12 protein-coding genes and 1 tRNA gene are annotated in these 18,612 nt (G+C 52.6%); 9 read left to right on the top strand and 4 right to left on the bottom strand.

Annotated elements, in window-relative coordinates; genetic code table 11:
- Window positions 1-32: 32 nt before the first annotated feature.
- On the bottom strand, window positions 33-1,295 hold the full coding sequence (lplT, locus tag FKCLFG_RS08180) for a lysophospholipid transporter LplT (RefSeq protein WP_472615711.1): 1,263 nt from the start codon (window positions 1,293-1,295) through the stop codon (window positions 33-35).
- A 266-nt stretch (window positions 1,296-1,561) separates the two neighbouring features.
- Between lplT and alr the strand changes: the two genes are divergently transcribed.
- Both alr and radA read left to right on the top strand, forming a co-directional pair.
- Window positions 1,562-2,647: an alanine racemase gene (alr, locus tag FKCLFG_RS08175; protein ID WP_472615710.1), complete on the top strand. Its 1,086-nt coding sequence runs from the start codon at window positions 1,562-1,564 to the stop codon at window positions 2,645-2,647.
- A 97-nt stretch (window positions 2,648-2,744) separates the two neighbouring features.
- Window positions 2,745-4,118: a DNA repair protein RadA gene (gene radA / locus FKCLFG_RS08170; RefSeq protein WP_472615709.1), complete on the top strand. Its 1,374-nt coding sequence runs from the start codon at window positions 2,745-2,747 to the stop codon at window positions 4,116-4,118.
- 16 nt (window positions 4,119-4,134) lie between these two features.
- Here radA and hpnE read toward each other — a convergent pair whose 3' ends face one another.
- The 3 genes from hpnE to hpnC all read right to left on the bottom strand — a co-directional run bounded on the left by hpnE (window position 4,135) and on the right by hpnC (window position 7,429).
- Entirely contained in the window at window positions 4,135-5,499 is a 1,365-nt protein-coding gene (hpnE, locus tag FKCLFG_RS08165; protein ID WP_472615708.1) for a hydroxysqualene dehydroxylase HpnE, read from the bottom strand.
- A complete protein-coding gene (hpnD, locus tag FKCLFG_RS08160) occupies window positions 5,492-6,325 on the bottom strand; it encodes a presqualene diphosphate synthase HpnD (RefSeq protein WP_472615707.1) in 834 nt (277 codons plus the stop codon). Before hpnD ends, hpnE begins: the two co-directional genes overlap by 8 nt.
- Before the next feature lie 270 nt (window positions 6,326-6,595).
- Window positions 6,596-7,429 carry a squalene synthase HpnC gene (hpnC, locus tag FKCLFG_RS08155; protein ID WP_472615706.1) on the bottom strand — a complete coding sequence of 278 codons (834 nt, stop codon included), beginning with the start codon at window positions 7,427-7,429 and terminating at the stop codon, window positions 6,596-6,598.
- A gap of 172 nt (window positions 7,430-7,601) precedes the next feature.
- Here hpnC and FKCLFG_RS08150 point away from each other — a divergent pair, with 172 nt between their 5' ends.
- The 7 genes from FKCLFG_RS08150 (at window position 7,602) to lon (ending at window position 18,401) form a co-directional block, all read left to right on the top strand.
- Window positions 7,602-8,777, top strand: coding sequence for an efflux RND transporter periplasmic adaptor subunit (locus tag FKCLFG_RS08150; RefSeq protein ID WP_472615705.1), 1,176 nt, complete (start codon window positions 7,602-7,604; stop codon window positions 8,775-8,777).
- On the top strand, window positions 8,774-11,857 hold the full coding sequence (locus tag FKCLFG_RS08145) for an efflux RND transporter permease subunit (RefSeq protein ID WP_472615704.1): 3,084 nt from the start codon (window positions 8,774-8,776) through the stop codon (window positions 11,855-11,857). Before FKCLFG_RS08150 ends, FKCLFG_RS08145 begins: the two co-directional genes overlap by 4 nt.
- 53 nt (window positions 11,858-11,910) lie before the next feature.
- Window positions 11,911-11,995, top strand: a tRNA-Leu gene (locus FKCLFG_RS08140).
- A 238-nt stretch (window positions 11,996-12,233) separates the two neighbouring features.
- A complete protein-coding gene (tig, locus tag FKCLFG_RS08135) occupies window positions 12,234-13,583 on the top strand; it encodes a trigger factor (protein ID WP_472615821.1) in 1,350 nt (449 codons plus the stop codon).
- A 56-nt stretch (window positions 13,584-13,639) separates the two neighbouring features.
- Entirely contained in the window at window positions 13,640-14,266 is a 627-nt protein-coding gene (clpP, locus tag FKCLFG_RS08130) for an ATP-dependent Clp endopeptidase proteolytic subunit ClpP (protein WP_472615703.1), read from the top strand.
- Window positions 14,267-14,416: 150 nt separating this feature from the next.
- The gene (gene clpX, locus FKCLFG_RS08125; protein ID WP_472615702.1) at window positions 14,417-15,688 is read left to right on the top strand and encodes an ATP-dependent Clp protease ATP-binding subunit ClpX; all 1,272 of its coding nucleotides are present in this window, start codon (window positions 14,417-14,419) and stop codon (window positions 15,686-15,688) included.
- Between the two features lie 304 nt (window positions 15,689-15,992).
- Entirely contained in the window at window positions 15,993-18,401 is a 2,409-nt protein-coding gene (gene lon, locus FKCLFG_RS08120) for an endopeptidase La (RefSeq protein WP_472615701.1), read from the top strand.
- The last annotated feature ends 211 nt before the right edge of the window (window positions 18,402-18,612 follow it).

Genomic DNA, 18,612 nt, shown 5'->3' with positions numbered 1-18,612 from the left:
GTTGTAAAGCTATTCATGACGGATTGATTAACTCAGTGCTTATGCTCGCCAATCAGCGCCAGCGAATCATGTTCGCGCTGGTTGGCGGCGTGCTTTCGCATGACCATGTACATGGTGCCGGCCACGAACAGGCCGAACAGGGTGATCACTACATTGAGGTCGAGATTGAATGAAATCATCAGCGCATACAGACTCAGCATGGTCAGAATCGACAGGTTTTCATTGAAGTTTTGCACCGCAATCGAATGCCCGGCACTCATCAGCACGTGACCACGATGTTGCAGCAGGGCATTCATGGGCACCACAAAAAAACCGGATAGGACGCCAATTAAAACTAGCAATGGATAAGCGATCCAGACCGAATGCACCAGCGTCATCATGATCACAACCACACCCATCGCAATACCCATCGGCATCACCGACAGGGATTTTTTGAGCGGAATGAAACGGGCGGCGCCGACTGCGCCCAGAGCAACTCCGAGCGCCACCACACCTTGCAGGATGGCGGCTTTGTCGAGCGGCATATGGAGCGATTTCTCAGCCCATTTCAACACGATGAACTGGAGCGTGGCGCCAGCGCCCCAGAATAGCGTGGTCACTGCGAGTGAAATCTGACCCAGTTTATCTTTCCACAGAATGCTGTAGCTGTTCGCAAAATCGGCGATCAGCCTGATTGGGTTGCGTTCCTGATGCGCATAATGTGCATAGGTATCGGGTATCTTGAGATTGAATAAAGCGCCAAACAAGTAAGCGGTGATGATCACGCACAACGCAGCTTCGGTCGAAGTATTGAAGCCAAAATCGATCAGGGGGAAATCAAACTGCAGCAGTCCCGCCGTAACCGCCGGATTGACCAGCGCCCCGCCCAGCATGGTGCCGAGAATGATGGAAATGACGGTCAAGCCTTCGATCCAGCCATTGGCAGCCACCAGTTTTTCGGGCGGCAATAATTCGGTCAGGATGCCGTACTTGGCGGGAGAATACGCGGCCGCGCCAAAGCCTACCACCGCATATGCGATCAGCGGATGCACATTGAAAAATATCAGCGTGCAGCCGGAAACCTTGATCAGGTTGGTGATGAGCATCACGCGACCCTTGGGCAGCGCATCGGCTAAGGCGCCCACGAATGCTGCAAGCAATACATAAGACAATACGAAACACAATTTCAGCATCGGCGTCATCCAGTCCGGTGATTGCAATTGTGCCAATAGTGCGATAGCAACGATGAGGAGCGCGTTATCAGCGAGCGAAGAGAAAAACTGCGCCGCCATGATGGTATAGAAACCGCGTTTCATTCGGCTGTTGGCTCACTGATTATCAAGAACATGAATGCATTTGCTTAGTTTGCTTAATTTACTTAAGCAGCGCAGCCTGTTGGGCCTGCGCTGCGAGAATGGGTTGTTTTCGTAAATCCAGCCTGTGACAGAATATGTCTGGACTGCTTTATACCATGAAAATATGGGCTATTCGCCAGAATCTACGCGTCGCAGAGTGGCTCCGGTAAAATGTCCGTCAGCCATTATTCTTTCTTTTTACGCACTTTTATTGTCAGGTTTGTCCCATGCCAAGACCTATTGTTGCCCTCATTGACATCGCTGCCATGCAGCACAATTTAGCTATTGCCAAAGCGCAAGTACCCACCGCCAAAACTTGGGCAGTGCTCAAAGCGAATGCCTACGGCCACGGCCTGGAGCGCGGCATGCGCGGCTTCGCACAGGCCGATGGCTTGGCCTTGATCGAAATCGAAGCGGCGGTGCGCCTGCGCGAACTGGGTTGGGATAAGCCGATCCTGTTGCTCGAAGGCTTTTTCGATACCGCCGATCTGGCAGTCATCAATGCATACCATCTGGAATTCGCGGTTCACTGCAACGAGCAAATCGAAATGCTGGAACGCACGCAATTTGACGCGCCGCTGCAGGTGCACCTGAAGATGAATAGCGGCATGAACCGGCTCGGTTTCCAGCCCGCTGCTTTTCGGGATGCTTACGCCCGCCTGCGCGCTATGCCGGCGGTCGGCAAGATCACCTTGATGACCCATCTTGCCAATGCCGACGATGCCGAAAATACCACTTTCCCGTTGATGGAGCAGGTGCGCCGTTTTAACGCCGCCGTCCAAGGTCTGGAGGCGGAAATCAATCTGTCGAATTCGGCCGCCGATCTGTTGCATCCCGATATCCAGACCGATTGGGTGCGCCCCGGCATCATGCTGTACGGCGCCACTCCCGGCGGCAAGAGCGCGGCCGAGTTCGGCCTGCTGCCGGCGATGACGCTGAAGAGTGAAATCATCGGCACCCAGGATATTGCGGCGGGCGATGCGGTCGGCTATGGCAGCCGCTTCTGCGCCGAGGGGCCCATGAAGATCGGCGTGGTCGCCTGCGGTTACGCCGACGGCTATCCGCGCCATGCGCCGAACGGTACGCCGATCATCGTCGATGGCGTCAAGACCCGAATCGTCGGCCGGGTTTCGATGGACATGATTACCGTCGATCTGACCGAAGTGCCGGGCGCGCACATCGGTAGCAGCGTCACTTTGTGGGGGCAAGGCTTGCCGATTGACGAAGTGGCGCAGGCCGCAGGCACCGTCGGTTATGAATTGATGTGCGCGCTAGCGGCTCGGGTGCGCATTATTGAAATTTCCCCAACATAAAATATACTGTTGCATGTATTTTTTAATGCCGCATTAAATATATGCGTAAAGTAATGCTTTTATAGGCATACCCCCTAGTTTATAAATTCTACGCACCATGGCTAAAGCAAAAACCAATTACACCTGCACCGAATGCGGTGACGTATCGAACAAATGGATGGGCCAGTGTCTGGCTTGCGGCCAGTGGAATACGCTGGTCGAGACGATAGTCGAAACCGGCGCCAACCGCTTTTCGGCGCAACCGCAAGCGCTGGCGCAAACCGCGCCGGTGTTGAGCCTGGCCGATATCGACGCCACCGATGTGCCCCGTTTTGGCACCGGGATCGAGGAATTTGATCGCGTGCTCGGTGGCGGTCTGGTCACCGGCGGCGTAGTGCTGATCGGCGGCGACCCCGGCATCGGCAAATCCACTTTGCTATTGCAGGCGCTGGCAAATTTATCCGACACCAAAAAATCCTTGTACGTCAGTGGCGAGGAATCCGGTGCACAAATCGCCATGCGCGCCAAGCGGCTAAATATCGTAGCCAGCGAACTCAAGTTTCAAGCCGAAATCCAACTCGAAAAAATCCTCAAAACGCTGGCGGACCTGAAGCCGGAAGTTGCGGTCATCGACTCGATCCAGACCGTCTATTCCGACGCCTTGAGTTCCGCTCCCGGCTCTGTTGCGCAAGTGCGCGAGTGCGCCGCGCAACTCACGCGTGTCGCCAAACAGAACGGCATCACCATCATTCTGGTCGGGCATGTGACTAAGGAAGGCGCGCTGGCCGGGCCGCGTGTGCTGGAACATATCGTCGACACCGTGCTGTACTTCGAGGGCGACACCCATTCCAGCTTCCGGCTGGTGCGCGCGGTCAAGAACCGCTTCGGCGCGGTCAATGAACTGGGCGTGTTCGCAATGACTGAAAAAGGTTTGAAAGGCGTTTCCAATCCGTCCGCGCTATTCCTGTCGCAGCACGACAATGCGGTGTCAGGCTCTTGCGTGATGGTCACGCAAGAAGGCACGCGCCCATTGCTGGTCGAGATTCAGGCGCTGGTCGACACTTCCCACGCGCCGAATGCGAAACGGCTGTCGGTCGGGCTGGAGCAAAACCGTCTGGCGATGCTGCTGGCGGTGCTGCATCGCCATGCCGGCGTGGCTGCGTTCGATCAGGACGTGTTCATCAACGCGGTGGGCGGTGTCAAGATTACCGAACCGGCTGCCGACTTGGCTGTGCTGCTGGCGATCAATTCCTCGATGCGCGACAAACCGCTGCCGCGCGGGCTGGTGGTGTTCGGGGAAGTGGGTTTGGCCGGTGAAATCCGTCCCGCGCCGCGCGGTCAGGAACGCTTGCGCGAAGCGGCCAAGCTGGGTTTTACGACGGCGATGATTCCGAAGGCGAATGCGCCGAAACAAAAAATCGAGGGCATGAAGATCATCGCTGTGGAGCGCATCGACGAAGCGTTCAATAAAATGCGCGAGTTGGATGACTGACAAGTCATGCTGGGATTTATTGCACTAGCGAAGCCGCCCGCAAACCGCTGCGCACTGCCGATTCCAGCGTCGCCGGGTAATCGCCGGCGGTGTAGTCGCCCGCCAGCAGCAAGCCGGGCAGGCCGGTTGGATTGTCTGGGCGGCGTAGGGCAGGGCGGCAGGAAAAGGTTGCGTGTTTTTCCGTGATCACCGCGCTCCATAGCGGCGCAGATAATGCCGCGTTGTTGAATGCGCGCGCCAGTTGCCGGCTGACCTGGCTTGTCAAAACTTCGCGTCCAGCGTCCAGCGCCGCGTTCGGTAAGCTGATGACGACTGACAGCAAACCGGCGTCCTGCGGCTGCAACTGACCCCGATCGAACACGAATTGGCCCCAGCTATTAGTGGCGGGATCGTCCAGCAGCGCCATGAAAGACCGCTCCAGCCTGAAATCTGCGTGGTACTGCAAATAGCAGGTTGTGATCGCTTCGTAGGTGAATTCATTTAGCTGTTTACGTAGATCTTGTAAATCTTGTGTATCGGCTTCCAGTGCGGCCAGCAGTTTCGAGGCCCGGTTCGGCGGCGTGGCAAGTATCACTGCATCGAAGATCACGGCATCGAAGTTGGTCGGAATATTCATCGTTCCCGCAGCCAATTGCCAGCCAGCCACCGTTTGCCGCAATCCTTGAATAGCGCAACCCGCATGCACGCTGCCGCCTTGGGCTGTCACATACGCTGCCGCATGCTGCGGAAACAACGCGCTCAAGTCGCAGCGCGGTATCAACATATCGGAAGCGGCGCGCTTCGCGCCCAGACTGTCGCGCAATACATGCAAGAAAACCTGCGCCGAGGCGCGCTTAGGATGGGTGTTCAGGGCAGCAATGCAGAGCGGCTGCCACATCAGCCGGCACAGGCGCGGCGTCTGGTCGAAGCGTTGCAGCAACTCGGCCACGCTGCAATCGGTATCGAGCCGCCAATCCATCCAGCGTGCGGCAGAGGTAAACCGGGCCAGCGCCAGTTTGTCTTCCCGTGTCAGTCCGGTGGCGCGCCATAAGGCCAGCAATATATGCCAGGGCGCCGGCAGTTTGGATGTGATGAAATCCATGCCGCCGGTTTCGGGTGGATAGCGCATTTGCAGCGGCAGCCGCAAAAAATGATCGCGTTCGTTGATGCCGATACTGCACATCAGTTGCAAGGTTTCCCGATACGCGCCGAGCAGCAGGTGTTGCCCGTTGTCGATGATTCTGCCATCGACTTCAACCCGCCGGGCGCGTCCGCCCAGCGTGCGTGCGGCTTCATACAGACTGACGCGATGCCCGAGTTGCGTCAGCTTGACCGCCGCCGCGCAACCGGCCCAGCCGGCACCGATGACAGCGACATTTTTTGGCGTTGCAGCCTTAGCCACGGATATAGGTTTTCCAGGCCAGCCAAAGCTTGCGAATCGGCGTCAGTGAAATCCGCTGACTCAGCACATGGAAGCCGTCGGCTTCGATTTCGTGCAGCAGGGTGCGATAAATGGCCGCCATCATCAGGCCAGGGCGTTGTGCGCGGTGATCTTCCTTGGGCAGCAGCGCAAACGCATCGTCATAAGCGGTCTGGGCGCGCTGTACCTGGAAGCGCATCAGGTTTTCAAAGTTTTCACTGTGGCGCGCGTTGAGCAGGTCGGCGGCGGTTACCTTGAATTGCTGCAGTTCGTTCACCGGTAGATAAATCCGCCCCTTGCGCGCATCTTCGCCGACATCGCGGATGATATTGGTGAGCTGGAACGCCAGCCCGAGTTTTTCGGCGTATTGCAGCGTTTCCGGCCGCGTTTTGCCGAAAATTCTGGCCGACAGAATACCCACCACACTAGCCACGTGCCAGCAATAACGCTGCAGATTCGGATAATCCAGATAGCGGGTTTGATCGAGGTCCATTTCCATGCCGTTGATGATTGCCTGCAGATGCTGGCCGTCCAAACCGTAAGTCTCCATGTGCGGCTGCAGCGCTTTCATCACCGGATGGGTCGGGTTGCCGGTCAGCATGGCTGCTACTTCCTTGCGCCACCAGGCCAGCTTGTTGCGCGCTACCGTCTCATCGGTGCAGTCATCGACGGTATCGTCGACTTCGCGGCAAAAGGCGTACAGCGCGGTAATCGCACGGCGTCGTTCTGTCGGCAGGAACAGGAAGCTGTAATAAAAGCTGGAGCCGCTTTGCGCGGTTTTTTGCTGGCAGTATTCGTCTGGTGACATGGTGGGTACGGCTGAATGAGGATTAAAAGTGGTCTGGATGCAAAATCAAGCCGCTATGCTAGCCGACTGTGCGATTCAGAACAAATCCGGCGTGTGATTAAAGCCGGCTGCAGCGTTGCATACGCAGCCAGAATATTTTTATAAACGTAAAATTATAGGGGTATAAGTAAAAATATGCCAATGTACGCATATATACATTGCGGTAATTATAATTACATAATGCAGTATGCTTATATTGCCAGGTTGCAGAAAATTAGTGCGATTTCAGTTCTATTTCATCCACATTGCGCGCCACAAGACGCGGCGCCAGTCGGTTGCGCGCAATTTGGGACGCTGCCGGAATACATCAAAACCGGCGGCTTCGACCCTTTCCAGGATGCGCAAGCCGCCCTGAACCACCAGTCGCAACTCCCAGCCAATCCGGCCCGGCAACCGCAGCGCCAGCGGCGCGCCTGACAGCATCATGGCGCGCGCGCGCGCAACTTCAAAGCGCATCAACGCGCACCAGGCCGCATCCACCCGCGCATCCGTCAGGTGCGCGGCAGTCACGCCGAAGCGCTCCATGTCTTCCTGCGGCAAGTAAATGCGGCCTTTTTGCCAGTCGATCGCGGCATCCTGCCAAAAGTTAATCAACTGCAAGGCGCTGCAGATCGCATCCGAATCGCGCAAATTTGTCGCATCGGCCGCGCCGTATAAATGCAGCATCAGTGTCCCGACCGGATTGGCCGAGCGCTGGCAATAATTCAGCAATTCAGCAAACGTCGGGTAGCGCGTGGTCACCACATCCTGGCGGAAAGCCGACAGCAAATCGCGCAACGGTTGCAGCGGCAATTGGTAATCGCGTATGGTTTTTTCCAGCGCAAAAAACAACGATGGTATTTCTAGCGCGGCCGGCGCGTCAGCCAGACGATTCTGCTCTATTGCATCCAGTCCTTGTTCATATGTGCCCAGCGCGATCAGCCGTTGATCCGGCGTGGCATCGCCTTCATCGGCCAGATCGTCGGCGCTGCGCGCAAACGCATAGATCGCAGCCACCGCCGGGCGCAAGCGGGCCGGCAGCAACAGCGAAGCAACAGGAAAATTTTCGTAATGATCAACGGCCATGGTTTGAACTTAGCGTCTAAAAAGACAATTGCCACAATGATATAGGCCCACATATAATTACTAACCGCCCAGTCAGTAATACATCGGGAACATCGTGGGAACATCGCCGGCGGAAGTTCCCGCTTCAACCCCAGCCCCGATATTTCAGCCCGAATAGTAAAGGAAAACAAACGTGGCCGCCCTGAAAATACCATCCCGGATTCCGCTGCAAAACTTCACCTTGCCGTTCCTGATTGTGCTGGTTGCGCTGGTTGCATCGGTTAGCGGCTGTTCCAAGCCGGTGCCGAAGGTGGTGGACATCCGCCCGGTAAGAGCAATCCAGCTGGGCGCGCAACAGGCTGAAGTGGCTGTCGAATTTTCTGGCGATGTGCGGGCGCGGGTGGAGTCTCGCCTGGGCTTTCGGGTCGGCGGCAAAATTGCTGCGCGCAAGGTCGATGTCGGCGCCTTGGTCACGCGCGGCCAAGTGCTGATGCAGCTCGATCCGCAAGACTTGCAACTGGTGCAGGCGCAGGCCCAAGCCGCGCTGCAGGCGGCGCAAAGCAACCGCGATCTAGCCCAAGCCGAGTTGTCCCGTTACCAGGAATTGCGCAGCAAGAATTTCGTCAGCCAGGCGGTGCTGGATGCAAAGCAGACTACTTATAAAGCAGCCGAGTCGAATGTCGCGCAAGCCCGGGCCGCTCACAGAGGCCAATCGAATCAAACCGGTTATGCGGCGTTGGTGGCAAACGTGGATGGTGTGGTAACCAAGGTCGATGCGGAAATCGGGCAAGTAGTGGCGGCCGGCACGCCTGTGGTGTGGGTCGCGCAAGCGGGAGAGAAAGAGGTGGTAGTGGGCATCCCGGAAGACAAGGTCGCCAATCTGCGCAATATCACCGATGTGCGGGTGCGCATCTGGGCCAATCCGCAAGCGGTTTTGCAAGGCAAGTTGCGCGAACTGTCGCCGGTAGCCGATCCGGTCACCCGCACCTATGCCGCCAAAATAACCATATTGAACGCGCCGGCCGAGGTCAAACTGGGCATGACCGCCTATGTCGGCTTTGTCGCAAAAACGCCGGATGCGATGTTCGCCGTGCCACTGACCGCGCTGTTGCAGGACAAGGCGGCAACTGCGGTCTGGCTGGTCGAAAACGGCGCGGTAAGACTGGTTCCGGTTCAGATCGGCGGCACTTCGGGTGACGATGTGCTGCTGGCGGGTGGCGTCACGGCCGGGCAAACCATCGTGACGGCTGGCGTGAATCTGTTGAAAGCCGGACAAAAAGTAAAAATATTGGGGGATTCTGCCGCAGTCGATGCCCCACCTGAATCTGCAGCTAAGTCTGTAGCCAATAGCGCTGGAGCCAGCCAATGAAAGGCGGCTTCAATCTGTCGCGCTGGGCGCTCGAACATATTCCGTTTACCCGTTACCTGATGGTCGTTTTGATGATTGGCGGCATCCTCGGTTATGTCAATCTGGGGCAGGATGAAGACCCGCCATTTACCTTTCGTGCGATGGTGGTGCGCGCCAACTGGCCGGGCGCCACCGCGCTGCAGATGGCCGAGCAGGTCACCGACAAGCTGGAAAAAAAGCTGCAGGAAACGCCTTACATCGACAAGATTCGCAGCTATTCGAAGCCCGGCGAGACCCTGATCATCCTGCAATTGCGGGAATCGACGCCACCGAAAGAAACCGCGCAATCCTGGTATCAGGTGCGCAAGAAAATCGGCGATATCAAGGGCACCTTGCCGCCCGGCGTGGTCGGGCCGTTTTTCAATGACGAGTTCGGCGACACTTATGGCTCCATTTTTGCGCTGTCAGGCGATGGCTTCAATTATGCGCAGATGAAGCAATACGCCGATTTCGTCCGTCAGCAATTGTTGAAAGTGCCCTCGGTGGCGAAAGTGGAATTGTTCGGTGTACAGGATGAAAAAATATACATCGAGTTTTCCCAAAAGAAATTTTCGCAATTAGGTATTCCGTTTCAGGATGTCATCGATCAGATTAATGCGCAAAACGCGGTGGAATCCACTGGCGTAGTGGTCACGCCCAGCGCCAACCTGCAGGTCAGGGTGAGCGGCGCTTTGCAAGCAACCCGAGATCTGGAAAATCTTGAGCTGCGTGCCAATGGCACGACTTTCCGTCTGGGCGATTTTGCCGTCGTCAAGCGCGGTTACAAGGATCCGCCACAGGACAAGATGCGCTTTAACGGCAAGGAAGTCATCGGCCTCGGGATTTCGATGGAAAATGGCGGAGACATCATCAAACTCGGCAAAAACCTGCAAACGACGGTAGACGAAATCAAAGGAAAATTACCGGTAGGCATTGAGTTTCAGAATGTTTCAGATAAGCCGAAAGCAGTTACGGAGTCGGTGAGCGAATTCATCAAGGTGCTAGTCGAAGCGGTACTGATTGTGCTGGTGGTCAGTTTTCTGGCGCTGGGTTTGCATACCAAGCCATTCCGGCTCGATATCTGGCCGGGCATGGTGGTCGGCTTGACCATCCCGCTGGTGTTGGCGGTAACTTTTTTGTTCATGCGCATATTTGAGATCAACTTGCACAAAATTTCGCTCGGTGCGCTGATCATCGCGCTGGGACTGCTGGTCGATGACGCCATCATCGCCGTCGAAATGATGGTGCGCAAGATGGAAGAGGGCTTTTCGCGTCTGGATGCAGCCACCTTTGCCTACACCTCGACTGCGATCCCGATGCTGACCGGCACCTTGATCACCGCAGCCGGTTTCCTGCCGATTGGACTGGCAAAGTCGGCAGCAGGCGAATATACCTTTTCGATGTTTTCAGTCAATGCGCTGGCGCTTTTGATTTCCTGGCTGGCGGCCGTGTTGTTTACGCCGTATATCGGCTTCTTGCTGCTGAAGGTGAAGCCTGCCGCCAATGCAGATGGCCACCATGAACTGTTCGACACGCCTTTTTACAAGCGCTTCCGAGCCGCCGTGACCTGGTGCATTACCTGGCGCAAGACCACAATTCTGATCACTTTGGGCGTATTTGCGCTGGGCGTATTCGGATTCAAGTTCATCGAGCAGCAATTCTTTCCCGACTCCAGTCGTCCGGAACTGATGGTCGAAATGTGGTCGCCCGAGGGCACCACTTTTGTTGCCAATGAAGCGCAAGCAAAAAAGTTTGAAGCCTTTATTCTGGCGCAGGACGGGGTGGAAAGCGTGACCAGCTATGTTGGCACCGGCAGTCCGCGGTTTTACCTGCCGCTCGATCAGATATTTCCACAGACCAACGTGTCGCAATTTGTCGTGCTGCCGAAGGATTTGAAGGCACGCGAAGCGCTGCGCCTGAAAATTACTGCAGTCTTCAAAAATAATTTCCCGGAAGTGCGGGGGCGCGTCAAGCTGCTGCCGAACGGCCCGCCGGTGCCGTATCCAGTGCAGTTCCGCGTCACCGGCACCGAGGTTGACGCAGTACGCGCCATCGCGGATCAGGTAAAAACCGTCATGAACGCCAACCAGAATGCGATCGGAGTTAACGACAACTGGAATGAGTCGATCAAGGTAGTGCGCATCGATCTGGATCAGGAAAAATTGCGCGCGCTGGGTGTGAGTTCGCAAATCGTGATGCGTGCCGCCAATACCATTTTGACCGGCACCACCGTCGGACAATATCGTGAAGACAATAATCTGATCGACATAGTGGTGCGCCAACCGGTGCAAGAGCGCTCGACCGTGGAAGCTCTCAATGCAGCAAATATCCCAACCGCTAGCGGCAAGTCGGTGCCGCTGTCCAATCTGGCGCATATCCGGATGGCTTGGGAGCCCGGCGTGGTCTGGCGCGAAGGGCGAGAATGGGCGGTGACAGTCCAGTCGGATGTGGTCGATGGCATCCAGGGTGCGACCGTGTCCGGGCAGATTAGTCCGCAATTGGATAAGCTGCGTGCCACATTGCCGCCAGGCTACAAGATAGAACTGGCTGGCGCTGCAGCTGACAGCGGCAAGGCGCAGGCCTCGATTGCAGCCAATATTCCGCTCGTGATTTTCATCATCTTTACCTTGTTGATGCTGCAGTTGCACAGCTTCTCGCGGGCGTTGCTGGTATTTCTGACCGGTCCGCTGGGTATCGCCGGAGCGGCAATGGCGCTGCTGCTACTGCAGCGTCCATTCGGTTTTGTCGCGCAACTCGGGGTAATTGCGTTATTTGGCATGATTATCCGCAATTCCGTGATCCTGATCGATCAGATTGAACAGGATATCGCTGCCGGCGTAGCGCCCTGGAATGCGATTATCGAATCGGCCGTGCGGCGTTGCCGCCCCATCATTCTCACTGCCGCGGCCGCAGTGCTGGCAATGATTCCGCTGTCGCGCTCGGTGTTCTGGGGGCCGATGGCGGTCGCCATCATGGGAGGCTTGATCATCGCAACTGCGCTAACTCTGTTATTCTTACCGGCCTTGTATGCAGCCTGGTTCCGCGTAAAAAAACCTGGTTGACCTGGTTGATAAGTAGCCGATACTACTGCACAATAGAGGGCTTGCAGTATTTTGGGGATATGGCGAAATTGGTAGACGCACTAGATTTAGGTTCTAGCGTTGTAAGACGTGTCAGTTCGAGTCTGACTATCCCCACCAAGTCCACCAAGATTTTTATTGGATCTTTATTGATCATAGCCAACAACTCGGCCGATCAAAAAATGCATTGGATATTTGCTGCCAGTCACTGAATAAATTGCTTAATTTTTTCAATCGTTTTCAAGCCGGCAATTTTATTTTATTTCTTGAGAAATCGATCGAATCCGCAGCCAGAAATGATGCGTTATTCAAACCCCTTTTCTCACACCACAGAATTCTTATTTTTTGGATGATTTACATGGCAACTGCAGTCGAAACCCTAGGTAAATTAGAGCGCCGTCTCACCATCACTTTTTCATTGACTGAAGTCCAGGAAGAGGTTGAAAAGCGCCTGAAAGTCCGCGCTCGCACGGCCAAAGCGCCGGGCTTTCGTCCAGGTAAAGTGCCGATGAAAATGGTCGCCGCACAATATGGCTTTCAAGTCGAAACTGAAGTATTGAACGATAAAGTTGGTCGTGCATTCAGCGATGCTGCGAATGAAAACAATTTGCGCGTCGCCGGTTATCCGAAAATTGAGCCAAAAACAAGCGAGGATTTGGCTGATGGTTCGGTCGCATTCGATGCTACTTTTGAAGTTTACCCGGAAGTCAAAATCGGCGATCTGTCCGACGTTGAGGTCGAAAAAATCACAGCTGCCGTAACAGACGTAGAGGTCGACAAGACTATCGAAATTCTGCGCAAACAACGTGTGCATTACCACGTCAAAGGCGAGCAGGGTGAACATGGCGATGGCGGCGCAAATTTGACGGCACAGAACGACAATCGCGTGACGGTCGATTTTGTCGGCAAAATTGATGACGTTGAATTCACTGGCGGCAAGGCTGAAGATTACCCGTTCGTTTTGGGTGAAGGCCGCATGCTGCCTGAATTTGAGGCTGCGGTAATCGGATTGAAAATAGGCGAAGCGAAAGCCTTTCCATTATCATTTCCAGCCGATTATCATGGCAAGGACGTTGCAGGGAAAACAGCGGAGTTTACCATTACCCTGAAAAAGCTCGAATGGGCACATTTGCCTGAGTTGAATTCCGAGTTTGCAAAATCCCTTGGCGTAGTAGATGGCGACATGCAAAAAATGCGTGAAGATATCAAAGCCAATCTGGAGCGCGAAGTTGCCGGCCGCATCAAGGCGAAAAACAAGGATGTCGTGATGGATGCACTCATCAAGATTGCTGAGTTGGACGTTCCAAAAGCGCTGGTTGATCAGGATGTCGTGCGTCTGACAGAGATGACGCGTCAAGACATGACGCAACGCGGCATGAATGCCAAAGATATGCCGTTCCCTCCTGAATTGTTTACTGCACAGGCGGAACGTCGGGTACGCCTGGGACTGATTCTGGCTGAAGTGGTCAAGGAAAATACACTGCAGGCAACTGCGGAACAAGTAAAAGCACAAGTAGAAGACTTTGCGCAAAGTTATGAAGATCCGCAGCAGGTCGTTAAATATTATTTCAGCGATCGTCAGCGTTTGTCTGAGGTTGAAGCCCTTGTGCTGGAAGAAAATGTCGTCACCTATGTCCTCAGTAAATCGAAAGTGACAGAAAAATCCGTTGCGTTTGATGAATTGATGGGTAATAACACGCAAGCATAATTCGCTAGCAAATACCGCTCAAGCATATACTTGAGCGTCTTTCATATGGAGCGAAAATGACAGGCCTAATCAGAAAATCCGCATTTGATACAGACATGCTCGGTCTGGTGCCGATGGTGGTTGAGCAAAGCGGTCGGGGCGAGCGCTCCTACGATATTTACTCGCGCCTGTTGAAGGAACGTGTGATTTTCATGGTCGGTCCGGTCAATGACCAAACGGCGAATTTGATAGTGGCGCAATTATTGTTCCTGGAAAGTGAAAATCCTGACAAGGATATTTCCTTGTACATTAATTCACCCGGTGGTTCGGTGTCTGCCGGCATGGCTATCTACGATACGATGCAATTCATCAAGTCCGATGTTTCAACACTATGTACCGGGATGGCTGCATCCATGGGTGCTTTTCTGCTTGCGGCTGGTGCTAAAGGGAAGCGGTTTTCTCTGCCTAACTCTCGCATCATGATTCATCAACCTCTGGGCGGTGCTCAGGGGCAGGCGTCCGATATCGAGATACAGGCGCGTGAGATTCTTTATCTGCGTGAAAGATTAAACGGTATCCTGGCAGAAAAAACTGGGAAAACCCTTGAGCAAATCGGCAAAGATACAGATAGGGATAACTTCATGTCGGCTGACGCCGCAGTTGAATACGGCTTGATTGACAAAGTTCTGATAAACCGCGAGTGACGTATAGTCCTGCGGAAAACGCCCGAACGTTTTATCGTCCGGGCGTTTTCCATTGATAATGCAGTGATTGCCCGATTAAACTGATATGACGATTTTTAAATTAACGGGTAATATCAAGCTGAAACTTTAAATTTATATAGATCCCTCCCCATGTCTGACAAAAAAACCTCCAGCGGCGAAAAACTGCTCTACTGTTCATTTTGCGGTAAGAGCCAGCATGAGGTCAAAAAACTCATCGCCGGTCCTTCCGTATTCATCTGTGATGAATGCATCGATTTATGCAACGACATCATTCATGATGAAGCCGTTAGTGTTGAATCCATTAGCGGAGAAAAATCTGCGCTACCTACACCGCAAGAGATTAGCGACTTGCTCGATCAATACGTTATTGGACAGACTACCGCGAAACGTATTTTGTCTGTAGCTGTCTACAATCACTATAAACGGCTCAAGCATTTGGGTAAAGTGGATGATGTTGAACTGGCAAAAAGCAATATATTGCTTGTTGGTCCAACCGGTTCAGGTAAAACTTTGTTGGCGCAAACCATGGCACGTATGTTGAATGTGCCTTTTGTGATGGCAGATGCAACAACACTCACTGAAGCCGGTTATGTTGGTGAAGATGTCGAGAATATTATCCAAAAATTGTTGCAAAGCTGTAACTATGAAGTCGAAAAGGCGCAAAAAGGTATTGTCTATATTGACGAGATCGACAAAATTTCGCGCAAATCCGATAACCCATCCATTACACGCGATGTTTCTGGAGAAGGCGTGCAACAGGCGCTGTTGAAGCTGATCGAAGGCACAATGGCTTCAGTTCCGCCGCAAGGTGGACGCAAGCATCCTAATCAGGATTTTGTGCAGATTGATACCACGAACATCATGTTTATTTGTGGTGGTGCATTTGATGGATTGGCGAAGGTTATATCCAATCGTGCGATAAAAAGTGGAATTGGTTTTTCTGCAACGGTAAAGAGTGAAAACCAGAAAATGGCCAGTGATGTATTGCTGGAAGCTGAACCAGAAGATCTGATCAAGTTTGGATTGATTCCAGAATTGGTAGGGCGCCTTCCAGTTGTTGCCACTTTGACTGAACTCAATGAAGAGGCACTGATACGGATTTTGGTGGAACCAAAGAATGCACTGATCAAACAATACTCAAAACTGCTCGAAATGGAAGGCACTGAATTGGAGGTCAGACCAGCTGCTTTACATGCCATTGCCAAAAAAGCGATTGCCCGCAAAACGGGTGCACGTGGATTACGTTCAATTCTTGAGCATGCATTGCTCGATGTTATGTACGATTTACCTAATCAACAAAATGTGGCAAAAGTGGTCATCGATGAAAACACCATCACAAATGGCGCCAAGCCATTGTTGATTTATCATGAGCAGCCCAAGGCATCTGGGGCATCTAAATAAGTTTGAAATCCCCGGTCTGAAGGCAGGTGTTTCGATCAGTGTGGTTTTGGATGGGTGCAAACCCCTTCCAAACCGAGTTAGAGACACTAGCCTAAAGGCCTGCGTTAAATGGTTGCTAAAAGCGATATAATTTAATGTAATAATGGTTATTATGGCTTCAATCGCAAAGCCACCCGAGAAATATCTCGTGTGTGGCTTTTTTTATTGGGATTTTACCTATTGGCGATGATTTTTGTTTCTCTCGGGCTTGTGTTCTGGCCACTTGCGCCAACATCACTAACAGGTTTATTTGAAAAGGCTTGCTATGACGACTCCCACATTTACTGAACAAAGCCAACTGCCGCTATTGCCGTTGCGGGACGTTGTTGTCTTCCCGCATATGGTCATACCGTTGTTCGTTGGTAGGCCAAAATCAATCAAGGCTTTAGAAGCTGCCATGGAACAGGGCAAGAGCATTATGCTCGCAGCACAAAAGACCGCAGCAAAGGATGAGCCATCACCTGCAGACATTTATGAAATCGGTTGCGTAGCAAATATATTGCAGATGCTTAAGTTGCCTGATGGCACTGTAAAAGTACTTGTAGAAGGCGCTCAACGCGCACGGATCCATCATATTAGTGAATTGGAAACGCATTTTGTTGCCGATCTGACCCCTATTGAATCCGAACTCGGGGACGATTCCGAATTGGAAGCGATGCGCCGCACTATCGTTCAACAATTTGACCAGTATGTAAAACTAAACAAAAAAATCCCCCCTGAAATTCTGACATCACTGGCAGGTATTGACGATGCCGGTCGACTGGCCGATACGGTTGCTGCACACTTGCCTTTGAAGCTCGAACAAAAACAAGTGATCCTTGAGATTTTCAACGTCGCAAAGCGCCTTGAACATTTATTGGGCCAACTCGAAGGTGAGCTTGATATTCTTCAGGTGGAAAAGCGTATTCGCGGACGCGTCAAACGTCAGATGGAAAAATCCCAACGTGAGTATTATCTGAACGAGCAAGTCAAGGCAATCCAGAAGGAATTGGGGGAAGGTGAGGAAGGTGCAGATTTTGATGAGCTTGAGAAAAAAATCATTACTGCAAAAATGCCTAAGGAAGCCCGTGAGAAAGCACAGAGTGAGCTTAAGAAACTTAAGCTGATGTCGCCAATGTCGGCCGAAGCTACGGTTGTTCGTAACTATATTGATACTCTAGTTAGTTTGCCATGGAAGAAAAAATCCAAGGTGAATAATGATTTGACCAATGCTGAAAAAATCCTTGAAAATGATCACTACGGCCTAGATAAAGTTAAAGAACGCATTCTTGAGTATCTTGCCGTTCAGCAACGTGTTGACAAACTCAAAGCGCCTATTCTTTGTTTTGTTGGTCCTCCAGGAGTAGGTAAGACATCTCTAGGGCAGTCCATAGCGCGCGCCACAAACCGAAAATTTGTTCGTATGGCACTGGGCGGGGTTAGGGATGAAGCTGAGATACGTGGACATCGTCGCACGTATATTGGCTCGATGCCAGGCAAAATTTTACAAAGTCTTGCCAAGGCGGGTGTGCGCAATCCATTATTTCTGCTTGATGAAGTAGATAAAATGGGAGCGGATTATCGGGGCGATCCTTCTTCAGCGCTGCTGGAGGTGCTTGACCCCGAACAGAATCATACTTTTGCCGATCATTATGTCGAGGTCGATTTCGATTTGTCGGATGTGATGTTTGTTGCTACATCGAATTCATATAATATCCCGCCAGCACTGCTAGACAGGATGGAAGTTATTCGCTTGTCCGGCTACACGGAAGATGAGAAAACCAGCATTGCTCAACGATACTTACTACCCAAGCAAATCAGGAATAACGGATTGAAGGATGAGGAAATCGGCGTTGCCGAATCCGCTATTCGAGACATTATTCGCTTTTACACCAGAGAAGCGGGAGTACGTTCGCTGGAACGTGAGATTTCGAAAATCTGCCGTAAAGTAGTTAAATTGTTGCTGCTCAAGAAACAAGACAAGAAAATTATCGTTTCGGCGAAGAACTTAGATAAATTCCTGGGTGTTCGCCGCTTCGATTATGGCGTGGCCGAAAAAGACAATCGAATTGGTCAGGTGGTTGGACTCGCCTGGACTGAGGTTGGTGGTGAACTATTGACAATCGAAGCAGTGGCAATGCCTGGAAAAGGTGCAGTTATTCGTACCGGCACTCTCGGCGATGTAATGAAAGAGTCGATAGAAGCTGCCCGTTCTGTGATGCGTAGTCGGGCAAAAAGCCTCGGAATCAAGAACGAAGTTTTCGAAAAAACGGATATCCATATCCATGTTCCTGAAGGCGCCACCCCTAAAGATGGTCCATCTGCCGGTGCTGCAATGACGACGGCCTTGGTGTCTATATTCACAGGAATTCCGGTGCGTGCAGACGTTGCGATGACGGGTGAAATTACTTTGCGAGGAGAAGTGTTGCCTATTGGCGGCTTGAAAGAAAAATTGCTTGCAGCACACCGCGGCGGCATAAAAACCGTGCTGATTCCAGAGCAGAATGTCAAGGATTTGGTTGAAATACCCGATAACGTCAAAAATAAACTCGAAATCATCCCGGTCCGCTGGATTGATAAGGTTCTGGAGATTGCTCTTGAGCGGCACCCAGAGCCATTGACGGACGAGGAGGCAACTGTATCCGCTGTTCCTGGCCAAAGCACTCAAACTGATATTGGTGTCGTCAAACATTAACCTTACAGTTGCTAACAAGAGTGCCTGACGTAGAGGCATTTTTGTTCGTATGACAGCGCACATGTAATCATTTATCAAATGTCGGTACCACAGGATTATCTGTTATTGATTAAGTTGTAAAGCGCTTGACATCGGCCTTTAAGGCTTGTTTTAATACCGGTTGCAGGTTTCCTGTGGCGCAATGGATGCACGAAAAAAAACGATGCATAGC

Source organism: Gelidimonas denitrificans, assembly GCF_055694065.1.
Note: the sequence above shows the minus strand (reverse complement) of the source record. Positions and strands in the feature narration are given on the sequence as shown.